This is a genomic window from Marinobacter aromaticivorans, assembly GCF_002806975.1.
In the GTDB taxonomy this organism is placed as follows: Bacteria; Pseudomonadota; Gammaproteobacteria; order Pseudomonadales; family Oleiphilaceae; genus Marinobacter; species Marinobacter aromaticivorans.
Genome location: NZ_NIHD01000023.1, coordinates 12,635 through 28,454 on the forward strand (window position 1 = coordinate 12,635; position 15,820 = coordinate 28,454).

The window sequence follows — 15,820 nt, forward strand, 5'->3', positions numbered from 1 at the left end:
GCCCAAAGCGGGTTTACATGCCCGACAACAATTCCGGCGAGAGGTGGCCCGTGCTATTGAAATAGCGTAGGCCCACTCTCCCACCGCTGTATAAAACTTCAGTCACAGACGCGTTTTCCAGAACGCCGATGAAATCCGGCCACCGCTCATCCGAAAAACCCAGAACCTCACAGACAATAACGCTGATCACGCCTGCCGAAGTGACAGCCAGGGTTTTCTGGCCCGAAGCCCCACGCTGCCCGGTGTGAGACCAGAACCAATCAAGAACATTCTTGCGGAACTCTGAAAAAGCCGCTCGTCCAGCAAGCTCCCCCTCACCACGAAACCAGGCAAGATAAGCCTCGGAATATAGACGGAAAACCTCCTCTCTGGCCACATGGGTATCACCCATCAGCGATAGTCCCGAATTTGCCTCAGCAACCCCCAGTATTTCCTCACCTTCTCCGAACTCGTCCAGGCTAGACAGCACATCCGTCCCGGGAAGCGATTCAGAGCCTCTGGCATCGAGAATCAGTTCCGCCGTTTCAGTTTGTCTGCGCCGGGGACCGGACAGTATCCGATCAAACCTTGTTCCGCGCTCGCGCATCCAGATACCGGTGGCGCTGGCCTGTCTCTTTCCTCTCTCGGAAAGTTCATCGTATCGGTTGCCCCCGAAGGAAGCCTGACCGTGCCGTACAAGCAACAGAGAACTCATCGGCTCACTCGCCAAGTGCTTTGGGGTTACTTTCGGCCAGTCTCTGTTTGGTGACGGTCCAGAGATGCTTCAATAAAGCATCACGGTCCGGCTTTCCCGGGTCTCCGGCGCCATCTCTTAGCCGCACTGCCAATAAACGGTTTGCCTCAACCAGCTCGCACTCAGGCGCATTGACCAAGACCCGGATATCCTCAAGCTCCTGCTGTTCGGCGTTCTCGCCATTGCGCAGCTGCCGAGTGGCTATCGCCATGGCATTCATCACCATTAACAAGCCATGTTTCTTGTCGCCTTCAAGGTCGGGTAGGATATCCGTTTTCAGGAAATCCCTCGCACAGGACAGAAGCTCATCTCCAACCGGTTGCTCACGCATCAGCTTTTCTCCGTCATTTTGAGAATGTTCCACTCAAGCTCAGGAACAATGTGTGAGGTCAGTGCCAGAAGCAAGGATTTCTCCCGGCCCGAACAGTGTCGCTCGCCCTGCTGAATGGCAATGACGGCCCAATTCAGATGGGCCATGACTTCCCAGTAAAAAACCTGAGATCGATCGATAGCGCTACCGGACTTCTGTTCATAACCGCGATAGAAATCCTCTCGGTTACCTATACCGCCAGCTTCAAGATCGGGGCGACTGAAACGCCAGCATTTGGCACAGAACCAGCCAATGTCCTCCAAAGGATCACTCCAGCCGGTAAACTCCCAGTCGAGGATACCGGTAACCCTCTCTTTATCCACCATATAATTGCCAGTGCGGTAATCGCCATGGCATAAAGTTACCTTCGGTGTTATCGGCGCATTGCGCTCAAGCCAACGCAGCCCCCATTCGAGGACCGGATAGGGCGTGTGATGTTCATCGAGAAAACCGCGAAGCTTGGCAACCTGTGACAGCGCAGGCTGAGCGGGAGGATCGGGCAGGAAATCCAGGGCCTTGTCCGGTGGCGTAACCGAATGGATTCTTGCAAGCTCCCGACCGAGATCCTCGGCTAGCCGGACCCGGTCAGGGACATAAGACATATCCTTGACAATTGTGTGCGCCGAGGCCGTGCCGTTAACTCGACGCATTACGAAGAACGGCGCTTCGGTACCGGAATCATCGACCGATAACCACAGTGGTTCGGGCACTGTTACGCCTGCCTCGAAGACCCGCTTCAATAGCGCGAACTCCTCCTTTCTGCCATGGCTGATAGCAACGCCACTAGCGGAAGAATCCCGGCGAACCACGCACTCCAACATCCCGGTGTAGTCACCACCTTCAATATCGAAATCCACCAGCCAGTTCTCTTGGATGGCTCCGCCGGATAAAAGACAAATATTCGACAACTCAACCTTTTGGGCGCCAGTAACCTCTTTTACAAATTGAGCGACATTTTCTTTTGGAAATTCTTTCATCAATCCTCCCCGGCGCCGTTATAAGCCGCTCACCAGATGACCACGATCGACAGCCAGTGTTGCGCCGGAAATAGCCTGACCAGCTGGGGAGCAAAGCAGCAACAGAGGACCATCAAGGTCTTCAAGCTCGCAGAACTTGCGACTCGGGATGCGCTTTCTCAGCTTTTCGCCGGCTTCGCTTTCCAGGAAGTCACGGTTGAGATCCGTCATCACATACCCCGGCATCAGGGCATTCACCCGAATATCGTGGCGTGCCAGTTCCAGCGCCATGGCCTTGGTAGCCTGCAGTACGCCAGCCTTGGATATGGTGTAGGGCGCAATGCCTCCACCCACACGTTCTCCCAATATTGAGGCGATATTGACGATTGAGCCGCCCTTCTCCGCCTTGACCAGTCGACGGCCGGCTTCACCGGATACCAGGAAACAACCTTTCAGGTTTGGATCAATTACCTGATTCCAGTCTTCTTCTGTCTGCTCCAGAAGTTTTTTGGTAATCGTCTGACCGGCACAGTTGATGATGATATCCGGCACGGCGGCCAGCTGTTCGCTGCTATCGAAAGCCGCCTTGATCGAGGCCGGCTCCGTCACATCCATGGTCACTGCGTAGGCCTGGCCTCCGTCCTGAGCGATTTCATAGACCAACGCCTTGAGTTTTTCTTCCCGACGGGCGGCAACGATGACTTTGGCGCCCGCGGCAGCGAGGACCTTGGCAAAGTGCTTACCCAGACCACTTGAGGCACCGGTTACCAGGGCGACCTTACCATTGAGGGAGAAGAGATTTTGAGGATTCTTGTTATTCATAGCTCACCTTTTCATCTGCAGGTGTTTTATTTCGGGGTTCTGCCGGCAACAAGCTTTTTACCCAGGCTAAACCGGTGGACCTCGCTTGGGCCGTCGTAGATGCGGAATGAGCGCATGTCTGCAAAGATCCGGGCCACGATGGTTTCACCGGTAACACCCTGTCCGCCCAAAATCTGGACGCTGCGGTCAACCACACGCCATTCGGCTTCGGAACAGACGACCTTGGCGCGGCTGGATTCGAAATTACCCCGCTCACCCTGATCAAGCAGCCAGGCGGTATGCCAGATGTGCAGGCGGGCGGTTTGCAAATCCATTTCGTTGTCTGCGAGCATAAAGCTCACTCCTTGGTGGTCACCAAGCTTCTGACCAAAGGCCTCACGCTTCCGGGCGTAAGCCAGGGCAATGTCATGCGCACGCCTTGCCTGACCAAGCCAACGCATACAGTGGGTAAGCCTTGCAGGCGCCAATCGCACTTGTGCATAGCGAAACCCTTTTCCAATCTCGCCAAGGACGTCGGTAGCCGGCACTCTGAGGTTATTGAAGCGGAGTACACCATGTCCGCCCGTAAAACACGTATCCAGAGCATCCATGGTCCGGACCACTTCAATTTCCGGACGATCCATATCCGACAAGAACATTGTGGCTGAGCCATCTTCCATTTTCGCCATGATGATCACAAAGGATGCGCCGTTGGCACCTGTGATAAACCATTTCGTGCCATTAATAACGTAATCATCCCCATCACGCACCGCAGTAGTCTGCAGCATGGAAGGATCTGCGCCGGCTCCGGGCGATGGCTCGGTCATAGCAAAACAGGAACGCGTGTGACCCTCCACGAGAGGCCTGAGCCAACGTTCCTTTTGCTCTTCAGAGGCCACCTCTTCCATCAGGTGTATGTTGCCTTCATCAGGCGCATGAATGTTCAGGGCAGTCGGACCCAGGGTCGAATAACCCGCCTCTTCGAAAACAATGGCTTTTTCAACATGGCACAACCCCAGGCCACCCATTTCTTTCGACGCATGCGGTGTCAGCAGTCCCGCGTCACGCGCCTTCGCTACGAGCCGGCTTCGGAGCTCTTCCGATGGCCCATGCGGAGTCTGACCGACATCATTCTCGAGGGGAATAATTTCTGCCTGGATGAAGGCGCGGGCTTTTTTTTGAAGCGTACTTAACTCCCGGGAAAGGGCAAAATCCATCTGTTAAACTCCTATCACCACTTTATTTGTTGAACTCTGTATTCAGAATGTAACAAGAAGAATGTAGATGTGCAAATTCCGTTTCTTTAACTTGGCAGATTCGGCTTTTGAGAGATCGGCCTGGACAGAATTCGAACCCCAAAGCCCAATCTATTGAGCGTGTCGTGACTTGGCGAACTGCGCAGTAAAATTAGGCATAAATAACTGCCCCGAACTCATCTCAATCTTCTTGTTCTGAGTACCCGAAAACGAGTACTCGATGGCAACTTATATGGTAGGAAGAATTTCCCTCAGTTACGTTACGGCTCTCTGCTCAAAAACACATTACAGTATCAAACAGAACACCAATCCATCCCGACTACGAAAAAGTCATCTTGGGGCCATCCGAAGTGCCGAATCCAGCCTGATAACTTCCCCGTTAATGATAGGATTCATAACAATGTGCTTAACTAGCTCACCGAACTCTTTGGGATTTCCTAGTCGTTTAGGAAAAGGGAGGGTTGAGGGGGGCCTAATCAGTTGGACAACCTGAGGGTGTCCCTAAGCTATGATCTGGTTGTTTCCCCGGCTCATAGGCCGCCAGAGAACCGGGGTCCACTTCAGTTCCAATGTATCTCCTTAGCCCATTGGTGTGGTTTTGAACTTGTCATACCGTATGCCAGGTTTGAGTTCCGGGTTCGTATTCGGCAACACCCACAGCTGCAAGTGACTGCAGGCCCTCTTCTACAGACTTTCTGGGTTTCCGTTTGAATAGTTCGGCCAGGCTTTCCGTCGTGTGAGACCTTTCGGCCAGTGCCTCCCGGAGCACCCGAAGCTGATCAGGGATGGATTTCGGAAAGGTAGCTTTGCCTTTGCTGGTGACAGCTTCTGATTTCATAGCGGCGGCTTTCGGCGCGGTGTCCACTTCAGTTTGCACGGCATCGGGTGCCTGGTACTCCTGGCGCAGCCAACGAACGATGCCCCGTGATTCTTCCTCGGCCCGCTGCAGGTTGAGTTCGACCAAACGCATCAACAGTTCTTCCTCAGCTTCCGCCTGGTCAGCCGGCTTATCGGGAAGAGGGGTTGTTGCACCCGGACGCCCTAACAGTTTGTCGGTCAGGTCTGACCAGCCGTAGGCTTCGAAAACAAAGCGATCTAGGTCGTCGTGGAGTTCGCGGAGTACGGACACCAGACCTTGTTGATGGATGGTCTTTTCTTTGTCGGTGAGCTCTTCGCCGGCCCTAAGTTTCTCCAACACGTTGTAAATGTTGGTGAGGGTTAAAGAAGGGTGTTCAATCTGTTGTCGCTTGCGGTGTCGATCTATATCAGCTGCCAGTTTGGCGATTTCTTCGCTGCCGGCGCTTGTCAATATAGGGAATGGGAATTTGCCGAAACAGTCCAGATGGTTGTAAGTGCTGTCATTACCTACCCCCAGCCAACCACCTGCCCTGCCTGAGAAAAGAGTATGAAGGCGAGAGGATAAGATGCCAAGCATCCAAGGGCTATCGATTGCTATAACAACAATTTTGCTTTCTGCAACCACGGAGCTAGGTTGAAACTGAAATATCCTGTGTTTAGACGTACGGGTTGTCGCAATAAACTGATCGACTCCGGCTACAGCACTCCTCAACTCAGAGCCGGATCGCCGGAATAGCCACCATTTTGAGGAAGTCCGGCTTTCTCGATTCACTTGCCTCTCAGGCTTTACTGCATCAAGCAGCCACTGATACAAAAGGGGCGCGGAATTGCGCGCCTGAATCTCGTTCAGACCATTAAAATCAATAACATATCGAGTTGGCGGCCCTATTGTCAGGTCACGGCCATTCATATACGGCTTCAGGTAACTTTTTAGTTCGGGTTGTTGGGTTAAAATGTTTTCTGCTCGCGCTCGGTCCATAAGGAACCCTTGGCTGCCCAGTTCGAGTCCTTTGATGGCAAGTCCTTCATTTGCGTGCAGTGATTTTGCACTCGATACATCAGCTCCAATGGTTAAATCAGAAAACACCTTCCCACCATGTTGGCTAAACTGCACCTCGCGGGCTTCACGGTTTTCACTAGAGGTCTCCTTGACGACCTGACGCATTTGGCCCGCCTGGTCGCCAGCCACCCCCACTGTCATGGCAATACGCACGGCGGCGCCGTCATTAACGTCTACCCAGGGGTGATCAGGTACTGCGAAGGCCAATGAAAGCGGCTGCTTGGCATCGTTCAGGTGGGGCGCAAGGACACGGCGATTGAAGGTCTGGCGCAAGCTATTAGTGGTGATGAAGCCGAAGCGCTGGGCGTTTCCATATCGCACCTTTTCAGCTGCGGTGTGCCACCAGTACATCACGAAGTCGGTGGAGTCCGGCACCACGCCCTTGAACACATGACGCACAGCATGGACGTAACCATCGCCCAAGGCGCGCCGCATCGTAGAAGCACCAATAAATGGCGGGTTGCCCACGATGTAATCCGCTTCTGGCCATTCCGCCCTACGCGGGTTGTGGTACCGGTACACGATGGCTCGACCAGTTTCATCGGGAACCAACTCACCGGTTGTCGGACTCACCTTCATGCTGATGCCATCCCAGATGGTCACCGGCTCCCCATTGTCATCCAGCTCCGGTTCCCGGCTGTCGTATTCGATCAGGGCATCCCGGCACTCAATGTTTTTGAAGTCCCGAAGGATGGGCTCAGGGAGGTCCAGGCGGTCGTTCAAGCGGTAATGCCATTGCAAATAGCCGATCCACAGCACCAGTTCGGCAATCTGGGCGGCTCTTGGACTGATCTCCAGGCCCAGGAATTGGTGCGGATCAACGGTCAGGCCTTCACTCTCCAGGACGCCCTGGCCTTGGGTCAGCTCTGAGATGAAGCCAAGAACTTCTCCTTCGAGTCGTTTCATATGTTCCAGAGCAACGTAAAGGAAGTTAGCGCTACCGCAGGCGGGGTCGAGTACACGGGTCTGGCAAAGCTGGTAATGGAATGCCTGGACTTCTTGAAGGGCTTTATCCGTTTTGCCTTGTCTTAACAAGGTTTCCGCCGCGCCCCGGATGTCGCCCCACTGTTCACGAAGTGGTTCGATCAGGGTTGGCATGACCAGCCGCTCAACGTAGGCCCTCGGTGTGTAATGGGCGCCAAGCTTGTGTCGTTCCCGGGGATCGAGGGCACGTTCCAACAACGTACCGAAGATGGCTGGCTCCACGAATCGCCAATCGGCTTTAGCAGCATCGATGAGTAGCTGAATCTGCTGGATGTTCAGCGGGATTGGATCGATGTTTTTGAACAGGCCGCCATTGAAGCGCTTGATGGTTTGCATCAGGCGTTCGCTATAACCCCCTGCATTCATGGTTTCCCAGAGGCCTTTGAGGGCCTGGGGAAATGCTTCAGGGTTCCGCTCTTTGATTTCGACAAGCAGGTCCTGGAACGATGATTTGGGTAGCAGCTCCACATCTTCAGCAAACATAGTGAACAGGCAGCGCTTCAGAAAACTGGCGACTCGTTCAACGTCATAGCCACTGTGTTCCAGAGATTTCGCCAGCTCTGCTAGTTTGGTGCTGACGTCGCGTGTGACTCTAGCGGCATGCTTGCTTGGATCCAGCATGTCTGGGTCCATCCATAGCTGGCGAAGCCGGTGTTGCACCTTCGGGTTATGGAGGTCATCCAGCTTGATCTCGAAATGCCGCGGATCAGGAAAAGGAACATAATTGCCGCCCGTTCGGGTGAACTCTGAATAGGTATATATGGCGTTACCAACGTCCACGATCACGATGAAAGGCGGCCGACCATGCTCGACTTCTTCCTGGGGCAATCCGCGAATATAGCGCTCAGCCTGGGCTACAGCCGCGTGTATCGCATTTTGTTGGCTTTTAGAGGCCAGTACTTTACCGGTCTGTTTTCCTTCCAGGACAAAGCAATCCCGACGGTACAGGTCGATGTACCGGTTATCGGTATTTGTCATTTTCAGAAGGCGACTGCACAGGGTGTCAGGAGTCGGCAGCACTACCCAGGATGTCCATGTTCATGCCAACGTGTCAGTGTCCACATCGTGCGCGATTATGTGGTGCGCGGCTTGCTGCATCCAGCAAGGCGCACGCCAGTCGGCCATAGCCTGTATGACGAGCAGGCGTTGACGCGATTGCTTCTTGTACGGGCGCTGTTTGAGGCTGGTATCGGCCTCGATGAACTCGCACGGCTGTGTCATGCCTTGAATACGGATGGCGATGCCAACGAGTGCCTGTCCCGCTTGCGCATGGAACTTGAGGCTCGTCGCCAACGGCTGGAGTCCCTTGACCAGCAGATCGCCGGAATGATGGATGCCAGGACGGAGAGCTATTATGGATAGCGATCACGCACCAGGCTGGCGTGCCTACGCCTGGGGTGCAATAGCCGTGGTGGCCTGTCCGTGCCATATTCCACTGCTCATTGCCGTTCTCGCCGGCACGACAACCGGTGCGATCCTCGCCGAGCACTGGGAGATCACAGCATTCATCCTGTCCATTCTGTTCCTGTTGGCCCTGAGTCGTAAGGTGCGGGTATTCCAGCATCGCTCATGGTTGTCTCAAAATTGACGTGGCCTCTGCTGCGCAATTGTCGCGAGCAGTTTCTCGCCATCGGGACGCAACTCGCCCTTGGGGGAAATGTGCCGGTACAAGGTTTGCCGCGTGATGCCGAGTTCCTGGCAGAGATCACTCACCTTGGTTTCAGGTTTTCCCATCGCCGCCATTGCCAGGCGCAGCTTGGCAGCTGTCATCTTGAACGGCCGACCGCCCTTCCTGCCGCGTGCGCGGGCGGAGGCCAGCCCCGCTTGCGTCCGTTCGGAAATCAGTTCACGCTCGAATTCTGACAAGGCCGCAAAGATCCCGAACACCAGCTTACCCGCTGGGGTCGTCGTGTCGATGGCAGCCCCATGCCCGGTCAAGACCTTCAGGCCAATGCTGCGTCCGGTGAGCTCATGCACGGTATTGATCAGGTGGTGAAGGTCCCGACCGAGTCGATCCAGTTTCCATACCACCAACGTGTCTTCCGGCCGAAGTGCCTTGAGGCAGTTCGCCAGTCCGGGGCGGTCCTCACGCTTGCCGGAGGCCTGGTCTTCATAGATGTGCGATGGATCGACCCCCGCCTCGATCAGCGCATCGCGCTGGAGGTGGGTGGCTTGAGAACCATCTGCTTTCGACACCCGCATGTAGCCAATGAGCATATGTTGTCCGTCACATAAATGATCGTCTTGGAAACACAAGGAGTCTTTGCTCAATAAGAATGTCCGGGGCTCAGGGCTTCAGAGCCCGGAAACAAGCGCCGATTGTGGTCGCAGCGGTTCGATAGCCCGTAAACGAGACGAACTCCACCTGCCGGAATCCGGCGTCTTCGAGCATTTTGAGGTAACTGTCTGGCTCGACAGTACCCGCCACACAATCAGCCCATGACGCGCTACGAGCACTGACAGCAGATTCGACACTGGCATCTTTAACCATATCAGCAAACTGAAGCCGCCCACCCGGTCGGAGGATGCGAAAAATCTCGTTAAATACGCATGCTTTATCTGTTAACAAATTGATGGAAGCATTGGATATGACAACATCTATAGAGGCGTCTTCCAGTGGAACGGAGGCTATATCGCCCGCATAAATCGCCACGTTGCTCAGGCCGGTAAGCCTCACGTTATCTTTGGCTTTTACTACCATTGCTGGTGTGAAATCGATGCCAATTGCCTGACCCTCATCGCCCACGAGCAGAGCGGCGATGCAAAGGTCAACACCTGCTCCGCAACCAAGATCAACGACAGTTTCACCTCGCCGGATGGGTCCCAGGAGAAACGGATTGCCCACGGCTGCCGCCGACGCCCAAACCGAGTCCGGCAATCTTTCCAGCCATGCGGGGTCATAGTCTAGCGTGCGCGCATTCTCCTTGCCTTTTCCCCAGCCGAAATCTTTTTCTGGGTGCAGAGCCAACTCTGTATAAAGAGCTTGTACTTCTTTGGCGCCACCTGTTTGAACTTCGCCTGGGCCTGCTGAGGTCATTGAACCAATCCCCTTAACGTTTAGCCTGCTACGAATGATGTCATATGAAATCCTTCAATCCGAAAGTAAACGCTTCTTCTCTTCAAACTCGTCCTTATCGATCTCTCCTTTCGCAAAGCGTTCCTTGAGGATATCGAGCGCCGCCTTAGATGGCTGCCGATTGTCGTGAAACGGCTGCCATGACCCCCCGCCCAACCAACGGACGAGTAAGATCACAACCGTGACGACTGTAGCAAGCACCAGAATCATCATGATCGGGCCGAAAATCATTCCGTACCAGGGCATCATTTCCCATCCGTGTGGCATAGCGCCTCTCCTTCAATATTCATTGTTTCTTTCCCTCCCCAATGGCCTGAACTTTCGAGAGTACCTTGCCGCTGTTGGTCATGTGGGCTACGAGGTAAACGGTGCTCTCTTCGCTGATATTCAACGCCTTGGCGAGCCCCGCCACATCGGTTTCCCCGCCTTCTTCGAGATGCCGGAGCGCCTCTTCCTCAAGAGTCTCCAGCCATTCCGTGAAAAGGTTTTGCAGCTCGGGTGTAGCGAAGGCGGCCATGTCAGTCGTCCGCTTGATGGCGGTCAGCATCTCCGAACACATGCCCATGCACATCTGCATCATCGGGGGCATCTGCGCGCCACCTTCTTGACCTTGGCCCATTTGCGCCATCATCTTCTGCATCATTGCCATAGGACTCGGCCCGCCCTTGCCCATCTGGCCCATCATCTTCTTCGCCATACCCATACCCATTTCCATGGGGCCGGAGGCGCTGCTACTTCCCTGACCTTTATCAGTGGAATTTTCCTTATCGGGTTTACCCGTGTCTTTCTCATCTTCAGTCATAACGTTCTCCTTGCGATTCAGGCCACGTGCTGGAACTAAAACGCTCCAATGAGCGTCTTCATCGCTTTGGCATTTCAAATCTTCGCCTCTGAACCCTCTTTTTCTTCCTCGGACATTCCGCCACAGCTGTTGCTGCGTTAGATTATGGTTTTTGAAATATTACTCCGTAGTGGTAGGGCGGAAGCTCAACCAGGTCAGTCAACTGGAACCCTGCCGGTTCGACAACCGCCCGAACCTGCTCCGGCGACATGCGCATTTCGGTTTTGGGACCGCGCGGCTTATCCAGCACAGTGGTTTGCTCACGGGCGACCTGGTGCCAGTTGACAATGACGAAGCGCCCGCCCGCCTTAAGCACCCGCCATACGGCCTGCGCCAATGCGGTCTTGTCCGGAACGCCATGGAACGTATTGGCAATCAAGACATAATCGATCTCGTGAGGGACCAACCCAGCAATGTCCCGCGCGTCGGCGCAAAGCCACTCAGCAACGGATGCCCCCCGCCGCTCAACCTCTGAACGGGCCTGGTTCAGCATCTCGGGGTCGATGTCGAGGGCATAAACGTTGCCGTTTACCAGCTCGGCCAAGGGTGCTGTAAAGTAGCCGTCGCCACAACACAGATCCACAACCGTCATTCCGGCCTCTATCCCGAGGGTCCGAACAATGCCGTCAGGGTCGGGCCATAGAGCCGACCACCATGCGTTGTCCGGCATTGCCGTGGCCGGGAAGAACTCCTTCTGTAACTCCCTGGGCTTATTCATTTCCATGTCCCGCCGATATCGGCCTTGATGAGGATCAACGATGTCTCATATTTTGCATGAGCTATGACACATAGGAGTAGTCGCACATATCAAAGTGTCAAGAGGCTAGCGCCTATTCTGAAGCTGTTCGGCGAGCCGAACCGGTCGCGCATCCTCTACAGCCCCGGACTTGAGTGTCAGCATGTTACGCCTGTCACATATACGTTCGATTATGTGACAGTGTGTGCCGGAAAGCGTTGACTGTCAAAATTTGTCACTTAACCGGTCACTTATTTTACGACATGCAAAGGGTCCATCGGGCTCATAATGTGACAGGAATGCCGGCGGAATGCCGTCTTTGGAAAACTCGGCGCGCAAGCGCTCCAGGGACTCGGGGTCGTGCCGCCGCCCATAGGCCGCCAGCGCGAACAGTGAACGGGCTGTCTCGGGGTTGTGCCGAGCGTCGGCGACGGCTTCGTTGATCGCCTTGATCGCCTCCTGCCAGACGTTGATGGGCTCCTGCGTCCGCTCCCTTGTGGGCAAGCCGTTGGTGAACCCAGTTTGCGGCTCCGGCCAGAATAGCGCTGCCTGCTCCCCAGGTGGGCTTATCACTCTTGACTCGATCAAGTGGATGGCCGTTGCCGCCGCTTCGAGCATCTGTAGCTGCACCACTGGGGCCAAGGTTTCATACGGTCGCCATAGACTTTGCCCCGCGCGCAGCGGATACCCACAGCCTTCCCAGACATGGCGGATATATCCCGCGTAGGTTCCGCACATCGAGAGCGGGGTATTCAGCTCATCAAGCAACGTGCGTAGCATCCGAAACCACAATCCGGCGTGGATGCGCCGGCGCGGCAGTTCCACATACCCCATAGTCAGCGCCTGCCAGGTGCGCTGGTCCATCGCTGCAATCGCGTCGCCGGCCGTGCGCAGTGCGGCGTCGGTGTTCTCCCACCTGAGAAACCGCCCAGGCACTCCCCAATAGGACTCCAGCCAGCAGCCATGCTGCGGGCAGCTCAGCATCAAGGGCAGCTTCCAGGCGAGCAATATGGCTTGATCCGCCGGATCGTTCAGGCAGATCGGGCAGGCTCGGTCAACCGGCTGACGGGGTAGCCAGGCCCGCCAACGTGCGACTGTTCTGATTTTACGCTTGTGTCTCGGTAGCAGCACCGAGCACTGGAACGCATAGGTTTCCAGGGCAGCCGGAATCTCGTCGTCGAGGCTGTCCAGCAGCCACGGCACCCAGCCGACGATGCTCATGCAGCGCAGCCGGTCCCGCTCGATGCCGCTGCGCTGGGAGAGCACCGTCAGCAGCGACAGCGGTGGCGCGGTGTCCAGATCATCGACCTGGCCGTGGCCGAGATCGTGTTCCAGCAGGTCGCGCACCTCCATCTGATAGCAGGCGGCGACGCGATGGAGCCAGGACGACAGGGCTTCGCCTTCCCTGGGTGCCGGGTGCAGCGGCCAGCGTGCTGCCGGCTTCACATCAGTTCCCGCTCGAATTGCCGACGCCGCTCGCTGGGTCCGGTGTAATCGGCCATGCTGAGCGTGCGATGGTTGATGGCTTCCTCGCCGCTCTCCACGGCGGCGACCGCTGCCGCCATCAGCAGGTGCGCCAGTTCGCCGATGGTGCCCTCACAACGGGTGAGCAGGTAGCGGGCCATGTCCGGTGTAGCAATCGGTGAGTGCCGCCGTAGCGGGAGCGACGCGGCGAAGCTGGCCAGCAGCGAGCAGCAAGCGTCGTCGGCCTCCCACAACGGCAACATCATGGGCGCGAACCGGTTCTCCAACTGGTCGTCCGAGCGGATGGCCAGGTAGGCGTCACGCGTGCCAACCCCAACCAACGGGATGCGCAGCTCGTTGCCGAGGAAGCGCAGCAGATTGAGGAATTCCCGCCGGTTCACGCTGTTGCCGGCCAGGACGTTGTGCAGTTCGTCAATCACCAGTAGGCGCACGCCGATCTTGCGCAGCAACGCCAACGCCAGTTGCTCCATTTCCGGCAACCGTGGGCGCGGGCGCAATGGCGCGCCCATCGCGGCAAGCAGCGCGACATAAAAGCGGAGCACCGACGGCTCGGACGGCATCTGCACGACCAGCACCGGCATGTGCTCCTGGTCGGCGTCGGCGCTGGCCGGATGCGTGCGCCGGAATTTCTCGATGATCATCGACTTGCCGTTGTTGGTCGGTCCGACCAACAGGAGGTTGGGCATGCGCTGTTTGTTCGGCCACGCAAACAGGGTTTCCAGCCGGTTCAGCGCCTCGACCGCGCGCGGATAGCCGATCCAGCGGTCGGCGCGAAGGCGTTGGATGCGCTCGTCCGCTGGCAGTCGAGCCAATCCCTGTGCCGCCGGCATCAGGTGGGACACGTCGATGGTGGGATACTCGTCCACGGCTACCACTCCTCGATCTGGTCGAACGGCTTGGCCGGCGGCTGGCTCTCCGTCTGCGAGTCCGCCCTGTCCGTGTCCGGCGGAACGGGCTTGCCAGGCGGAGCCGACGCCTTGAGATGACGGCGACGATCCGCATCGCGCCGCGCCTTGCGCGTAGCCTTCTGTGCAGTGGTCACGATGTCGCGCATCTGCTCGATCATGCGGAACAGGGCCGATTCATCGACCTGTTCGCGTCCCAGCTGACGCAGCCGCGCCAACGCCTGGCGTTGCTCCCAGAGCGTGACGGCCGGATGGGACAGAGTGCGGTAGGGGATCTCCAGGTAGTGTTGGCCTTCCGGCTCCAATACCCAGATGCGGCTAATGTCGCGCGGGTCGCGCCGGATCAGGAATACGGGCAAGCGATCGCGCCGCGCAATCCACGGCTTGAGCGCGTCGGCGTAGTAGTGGATGTGGTCGATGACGAAGCCTGTGCGGGTCAGCGTGCGGCGGATCACCGGCAGGAAATCGACCAGAAACGCCGTAGAACGGGTGACGACGGCCGGTATGCCGACACGCGTCACCGCCTCGGTCCAGCACGCGGCCGGCGGCTGGAGCAGGCTGTTGTGTACCGAGCCATGATAGGTGCCGACCGCCAACGCGAGCCAGCGCTCCAGCTCGCGCAGCGTCAGGGCGGCCTTGTTCTCGGCATCGTACTCCCCGCGCTGGCCGGGATGGGAGAAGGTCGTCCCCGGCAGCTCGTCATGGATCATCTGCATCGCCGTGCCGATGATCCGCTCCACGATGCCGCCGTAATGCGGCTGCCCGGGCGGGCGATAGTCCAGCCGAATGCCATGCTGCTCGCAACCACGGCGCAGGGCCTCGCTCTTGAACTCGGCCGCGTTGTCCAGGTAGAGCAACCTGGGCTTGCCGCTCATCGGCCAGTCCATTTCCACGTCCAACCCTTCCAGCCAGGGGCGCTTGTCGCAGGCGACATGCACGAGGCACAGGCCAACCGAGACGGCGGACGGTGCTTCCAGCGTGACCACCATGCCGAGCACGCAGCGGGTGCACACGTCGATGGCGATGGTCAGGTAGGGACGGCCAATCGGTTGTCGCTCGCGCTCGTCGACCACGATCAGGTCGATGACCGTGTGGTCGATCTGCACCTGCTCCAGCGGCGCGGTCACGGCGGGTGGGACGCCGCCGACACCTTGCAGGCCTCGGGACGCCTCCTGACCTTCTCGGCGGCGCACGGTTCTCATCGGGTCAAGCTCGGCGATCCGCAGAGCCACGGTATTGCGCGCCGGCACCCGCAGTTGTTGCGCTTTGCACGCCTTGGCGACCTCGCGGTGAAACGCCGCCAGGCTGCGCTTCTGCTTGGTCAGGAAGCGCTTTTGCAGCAGCTCGCGGATGATACGCTCGACCGGTTCCGGCAGACGCCCCTTGCCTTTCCCGCCACCGGATTGGCCGGGCGCCAGGTCCGTCACGAGGCCTGAGCCTTGCCGGGCACGCCGAATCAGGACGTACACCTGCCGCCTGGACAGGCCCAGCGCCTGCGCTGCGGCATCGGCAGCTTCATGCCCAACCGCCTCAAGCGCTGCCAGTGGTCCGATGATCTCCGCCCTGCGGCAGGCATGCTCCCATGCCTTGTCAGACAGTGTAGTCACCCCATGCTCAATGATTCGTGAGTCTGACAACCTCCCCCTCTGGCAGGATAGTTGGCACTACTTAATTTTTAACCAGTTGGGCGGTTCAGGTGTTGATAGTGCCTCGTTATTCCGATGAACGTAAAGTCGCAGTGCTGGCAAAGTTATCGCCG

16 protein-coding genes and 1 pseudogene are annotated in these 15,820 nt (G+C 57.1%); 2 read left to right on the forward strand and 15 right to left on the reverse strand.

Annotated features, from left to right (window positions below):
- Window positions 1-13: 13 nt before the first annotated feature.
- The 7 genes and pseudogenes from CDH48_RS18405 to CDH48_RS18435 all read right to left on the reverse strand — a co-directional run bounded on the left by CDH48_RS18405 (window position 14) and on the right by CDH48_RS18435 (window position 7,996).
- On the reverse strand, window positions 14-682 hold the full coding sequence (locus CDH48_RS18405) for a histidine phosphatase family protein (protein WP_198515535.1): 669 nt from the start codon (window positions 680-682) through the stop codon (window positions 14-16).
- 16 nt (window positions 683-698) lie between these two features.
- Complete coding sequence (locus CDH48_RS18410) at window positions 699-1,064, reverse strand: DUF6285 domain-containing protein (RefSeq protein ID WP_100690164.1); 366 nt, start codon at window positions 1,062-1,064, stop codon at window positions 699-701.
- Window positions 1,064-2,080 carry a phosphotransferase family protein gene (locus CDH48_RS18415; RefSeq protein ID WP_100690165.1) on the reverse strand — a complete coding sequence of 339 codons (1,017 nt, stop codon included), beginning with the start codon at window positions 2,078-2,080 and terminating at the stop codon, window positions 1,064-1,066. The genes CDH48_RS18410 and CDH48_RS18415 overlap by 1 nt, the downstream gene beginning before the upstream one ends.
- Window positions 2,081-2,098: 18 nt before the next feature.
- Entirely contained in the window at window positions 2,099-2,881 is a 783-nt protein-coding gene (locus tag CDH48_RS18420; protein WP_100690166.1) for an SDR family NAD(P)-dependent oxidoreductase, read from the reverse strand.
- Window positions 2,882-2,907: 26 nt separating this feature from the next.
- A complete protein-coding gene (locus CDH48_RS18425; RefSeq protein WP_100690167.1) occupies window positions 2,908-4,077 on the reverse strand; it encodes an acyl-CoA dehydrogenase family protein in 1,170 nt (389 codons plus the stop codon).
- Between the two features lie 369 nt (window positions 4,078-4,446).
- A pseudogene (locus CDH48_RS19510) lies at window positions 4,447-4,581 on the reverse strand (3-hydroxyacyl-CoA dehydrogenase); the annotation flags it as partial.
- Window positions 4,582-4,723: 142 nt separating this feature from the next.
- Complete coding sequence (locus tag CDH48_RS18435; protein WP_227521178.1) at window positions 4,724-7,996, reverse strand: class I SAM-dependent DNA methyltransferase; 3,273 nt, start codon at window positions 7,994-7,996, stop codon at window positions 4,724-4,726.
- A gap of 84 nt (window positions 7,997-8,080) precedes the next feature.
- On the opposite strand from CDH48_RS18435, the gene merD reads away from it, so the two are divergent.
- Window positions 8,081-8,380, forward strand: coding sequence for a mercuric resistance transcriptional repressor MerD (gene merD, locus CDH48_RS18440; RefSeq protein WP_227521177.1), 300 nt, complete (start codon window positions 8,081-8,083; stop codon window positions 8,378-8,380).
- A complete protein-coding gene (merE, locus tag CDH48_RS18445) occupies window positions 8,373-8,606 on the forward strand; it encodes a broad-spectrum mercury transporter MerE (protein ID WP_100690168.1) in 234 nt (77 codons plus the stop codon). The genes merD and merE overlap by 8 nt, the downstream gene beginning before the upstream one ends.
- Here the strand turns inward: merE and CDH48_RS18450 are convergent.
- The 8 genes from CDH48_RS18450 to CDH48_RS18485 form a co-directional block, all read right to left on the reverse strand.
- Window positions 8,597-9,235, reverse strand: a complete 639-nt coding sequence (locus tag CDH48_RS18450) for a recombinase family protein (protein WP_100690169.1) — start codon at window positions 9,233-9,235, stop codon at window positions 8,597-8,599. The genes merE and CDH48_RS18450 overlap by 10 nt on opposite strands.
- Window positions 9,236-9,305: 70 nt before the next feature.
- Entirely contained in the window at window positions 9,306-10,055 is a 750-nt protein-coding gene (locus CDH48_RS18455) for a methyltransferase domain-containing protein (protein WP_100690170.1), read from the reverse strand.
- A 54-nt stretch (window positions 10,056-10,109) separates the two neighbouring features.
- A complete protein-coding gene (locus tag CDH48_RS18460; protein WP_100690171.1) occupies window positions 10,110-10,361 on the reverse strand; it encodes an SHOCT domain-containing protein in 252 nt (83 codons plus the stop codon).
- A gap of 19 nt (window positions 10,362-10,380) precedes the next feature.
- Window positions 10,381-10,896: a hypothetical protein gene (locus tag CDH48_RS18465; RefSeq protein WP_198515536.1), complete on the reverse strand. Its 516-nt coding sequence runs from the start codon at window positions 10,894-10,896 to the stop codon at window positions 10,381-10,383.
- A 142-nt stretch (window positions 10,897-11,038) separates the two neighbouring features.
- Entirely contained in the window at window positions 11,039-11,653 is a 615-nt protein-coding gene (locus tag CDH48_RS18470; RefSeq protein WP_198515537.1) for a class I SAM-dependent methyltransferase, read from the reverse strand.
- 243 nt (window positions 11,654-11,896) lie between these two features.
- Window positions 11,897-13,117, reverse strand: a complete 1,221-nt coding sequence (locus CDH48_RS18475) for a TniQ family protein (RefSeq protein ID WP_100690172.1) — start codon at window positions 13,115-13,117, stop codon at window positions 11,897-11,899.
- On the reverse strand, window positions 13,114-14,022 hold the full coding sequence (locus CDH48_RS18480; RefSeq protein ID WP_100690173.1) for a TniB family NTP-binding protein: 909 nt from the start codon (window positions 14,020-14,022) through the stop codon (window positions 13,114-13,116). Before CDH48_RS18480 ends, CDH48_RS18475 begins: the two co-directional genes overlap by 4 nt.
- Window positions 14,023-14,024: 2 nt before the next feature.
- The gene (locus CDH48_RS18485) at window positions 14,025-15,668 is read right to left on the reverse strand and encodes a transposase (RefSeq protein WP_455429684.1); all 1,644 of its coding nucleotides are present in this window, start codon (window positions 15,666-15,668) and stop codon (window positions 14,025-14,027) included.
- Between the last annotated feature and the right edge of the window lie 152 nt (window positions 15,669-15,820).

Coding starts and splice junctions, on each gene's coding strand:
- merE (WP_100690168.1), top strand. CDS start 8,373: ATGGATAGCGATCACGCACCAGGCTGGCGTGCCTACGCCTGGGGTGCA.
- CDH48_RS18470 (WP_198515537.1), bottom strand. CDS start 11,653: ATGAATAAGCCCAGGGAGTTACAGAAGGAGTTCTTCCCGGCCACGGCA.
- CDH48_RS18450 (WP_100690169.1), bottom strand. CDS start 9,235: ATGCTCATTGGCTACATGCGGGTGTCGAAAGCAGATGGTTCTCAAGCC.
- CDH48_RS18410 (WP_100690164.1), bottom strand. CDS start 1,064: ATGCGTGAGCAACCGGTTGGAGATGAGCTTCTGTCCTGTGCGAGGGAT.
- CDH48_RS18425 (WP_100690167.1), bottom strand. CDS start 4,077: ATGGATTTTGCCCTTTCCCGGGAGTTAAGTACGCTTCAAAAAAAAGCC.
- CDH48_RS18460 (WP_100690171.1), bottom strand. CDS start 10,361: ATGCCACACGGATGGGAAATGATGCCCTGGTACGGAATGATTTTCGGC.
- CDH48_RS18435 (WP_227521178.1), bottom strand. CDS start 7,996: ATGACAAATACCGATAACCGGTACATCGACCTGTACCGTCGGGATTGC.
- CDH48_RS18455 (WP_100690170.1), bottom strand. CDS start 10,055: ATGACCTCAGCAGGCCCAGGCGAAGTTCAAACAGGTGGCGCCAAAGAA.
- CDH48_RS18415 (WP_100690165.1), bottom strand. CDS start 2,080: ATGAAAGAATTTCCAAAAGAAAATGTCGCTCAATTTGTAAAAGAGGTT.
- CDH48_RS18420 (WP_100690166.1), bottom strand. CDS start 2,881: ATGAATAACAAGAATCCTCAAAATCTCTTCTCCCTCAATGGTAAGGTC.
- CDH48_RS18465 (WP_198515536.1), bottom strand. CDS start 10,896: ATGACTGAAGATGAGAAAGACACGGGTAAACCCGATAAGGAAAATTCC.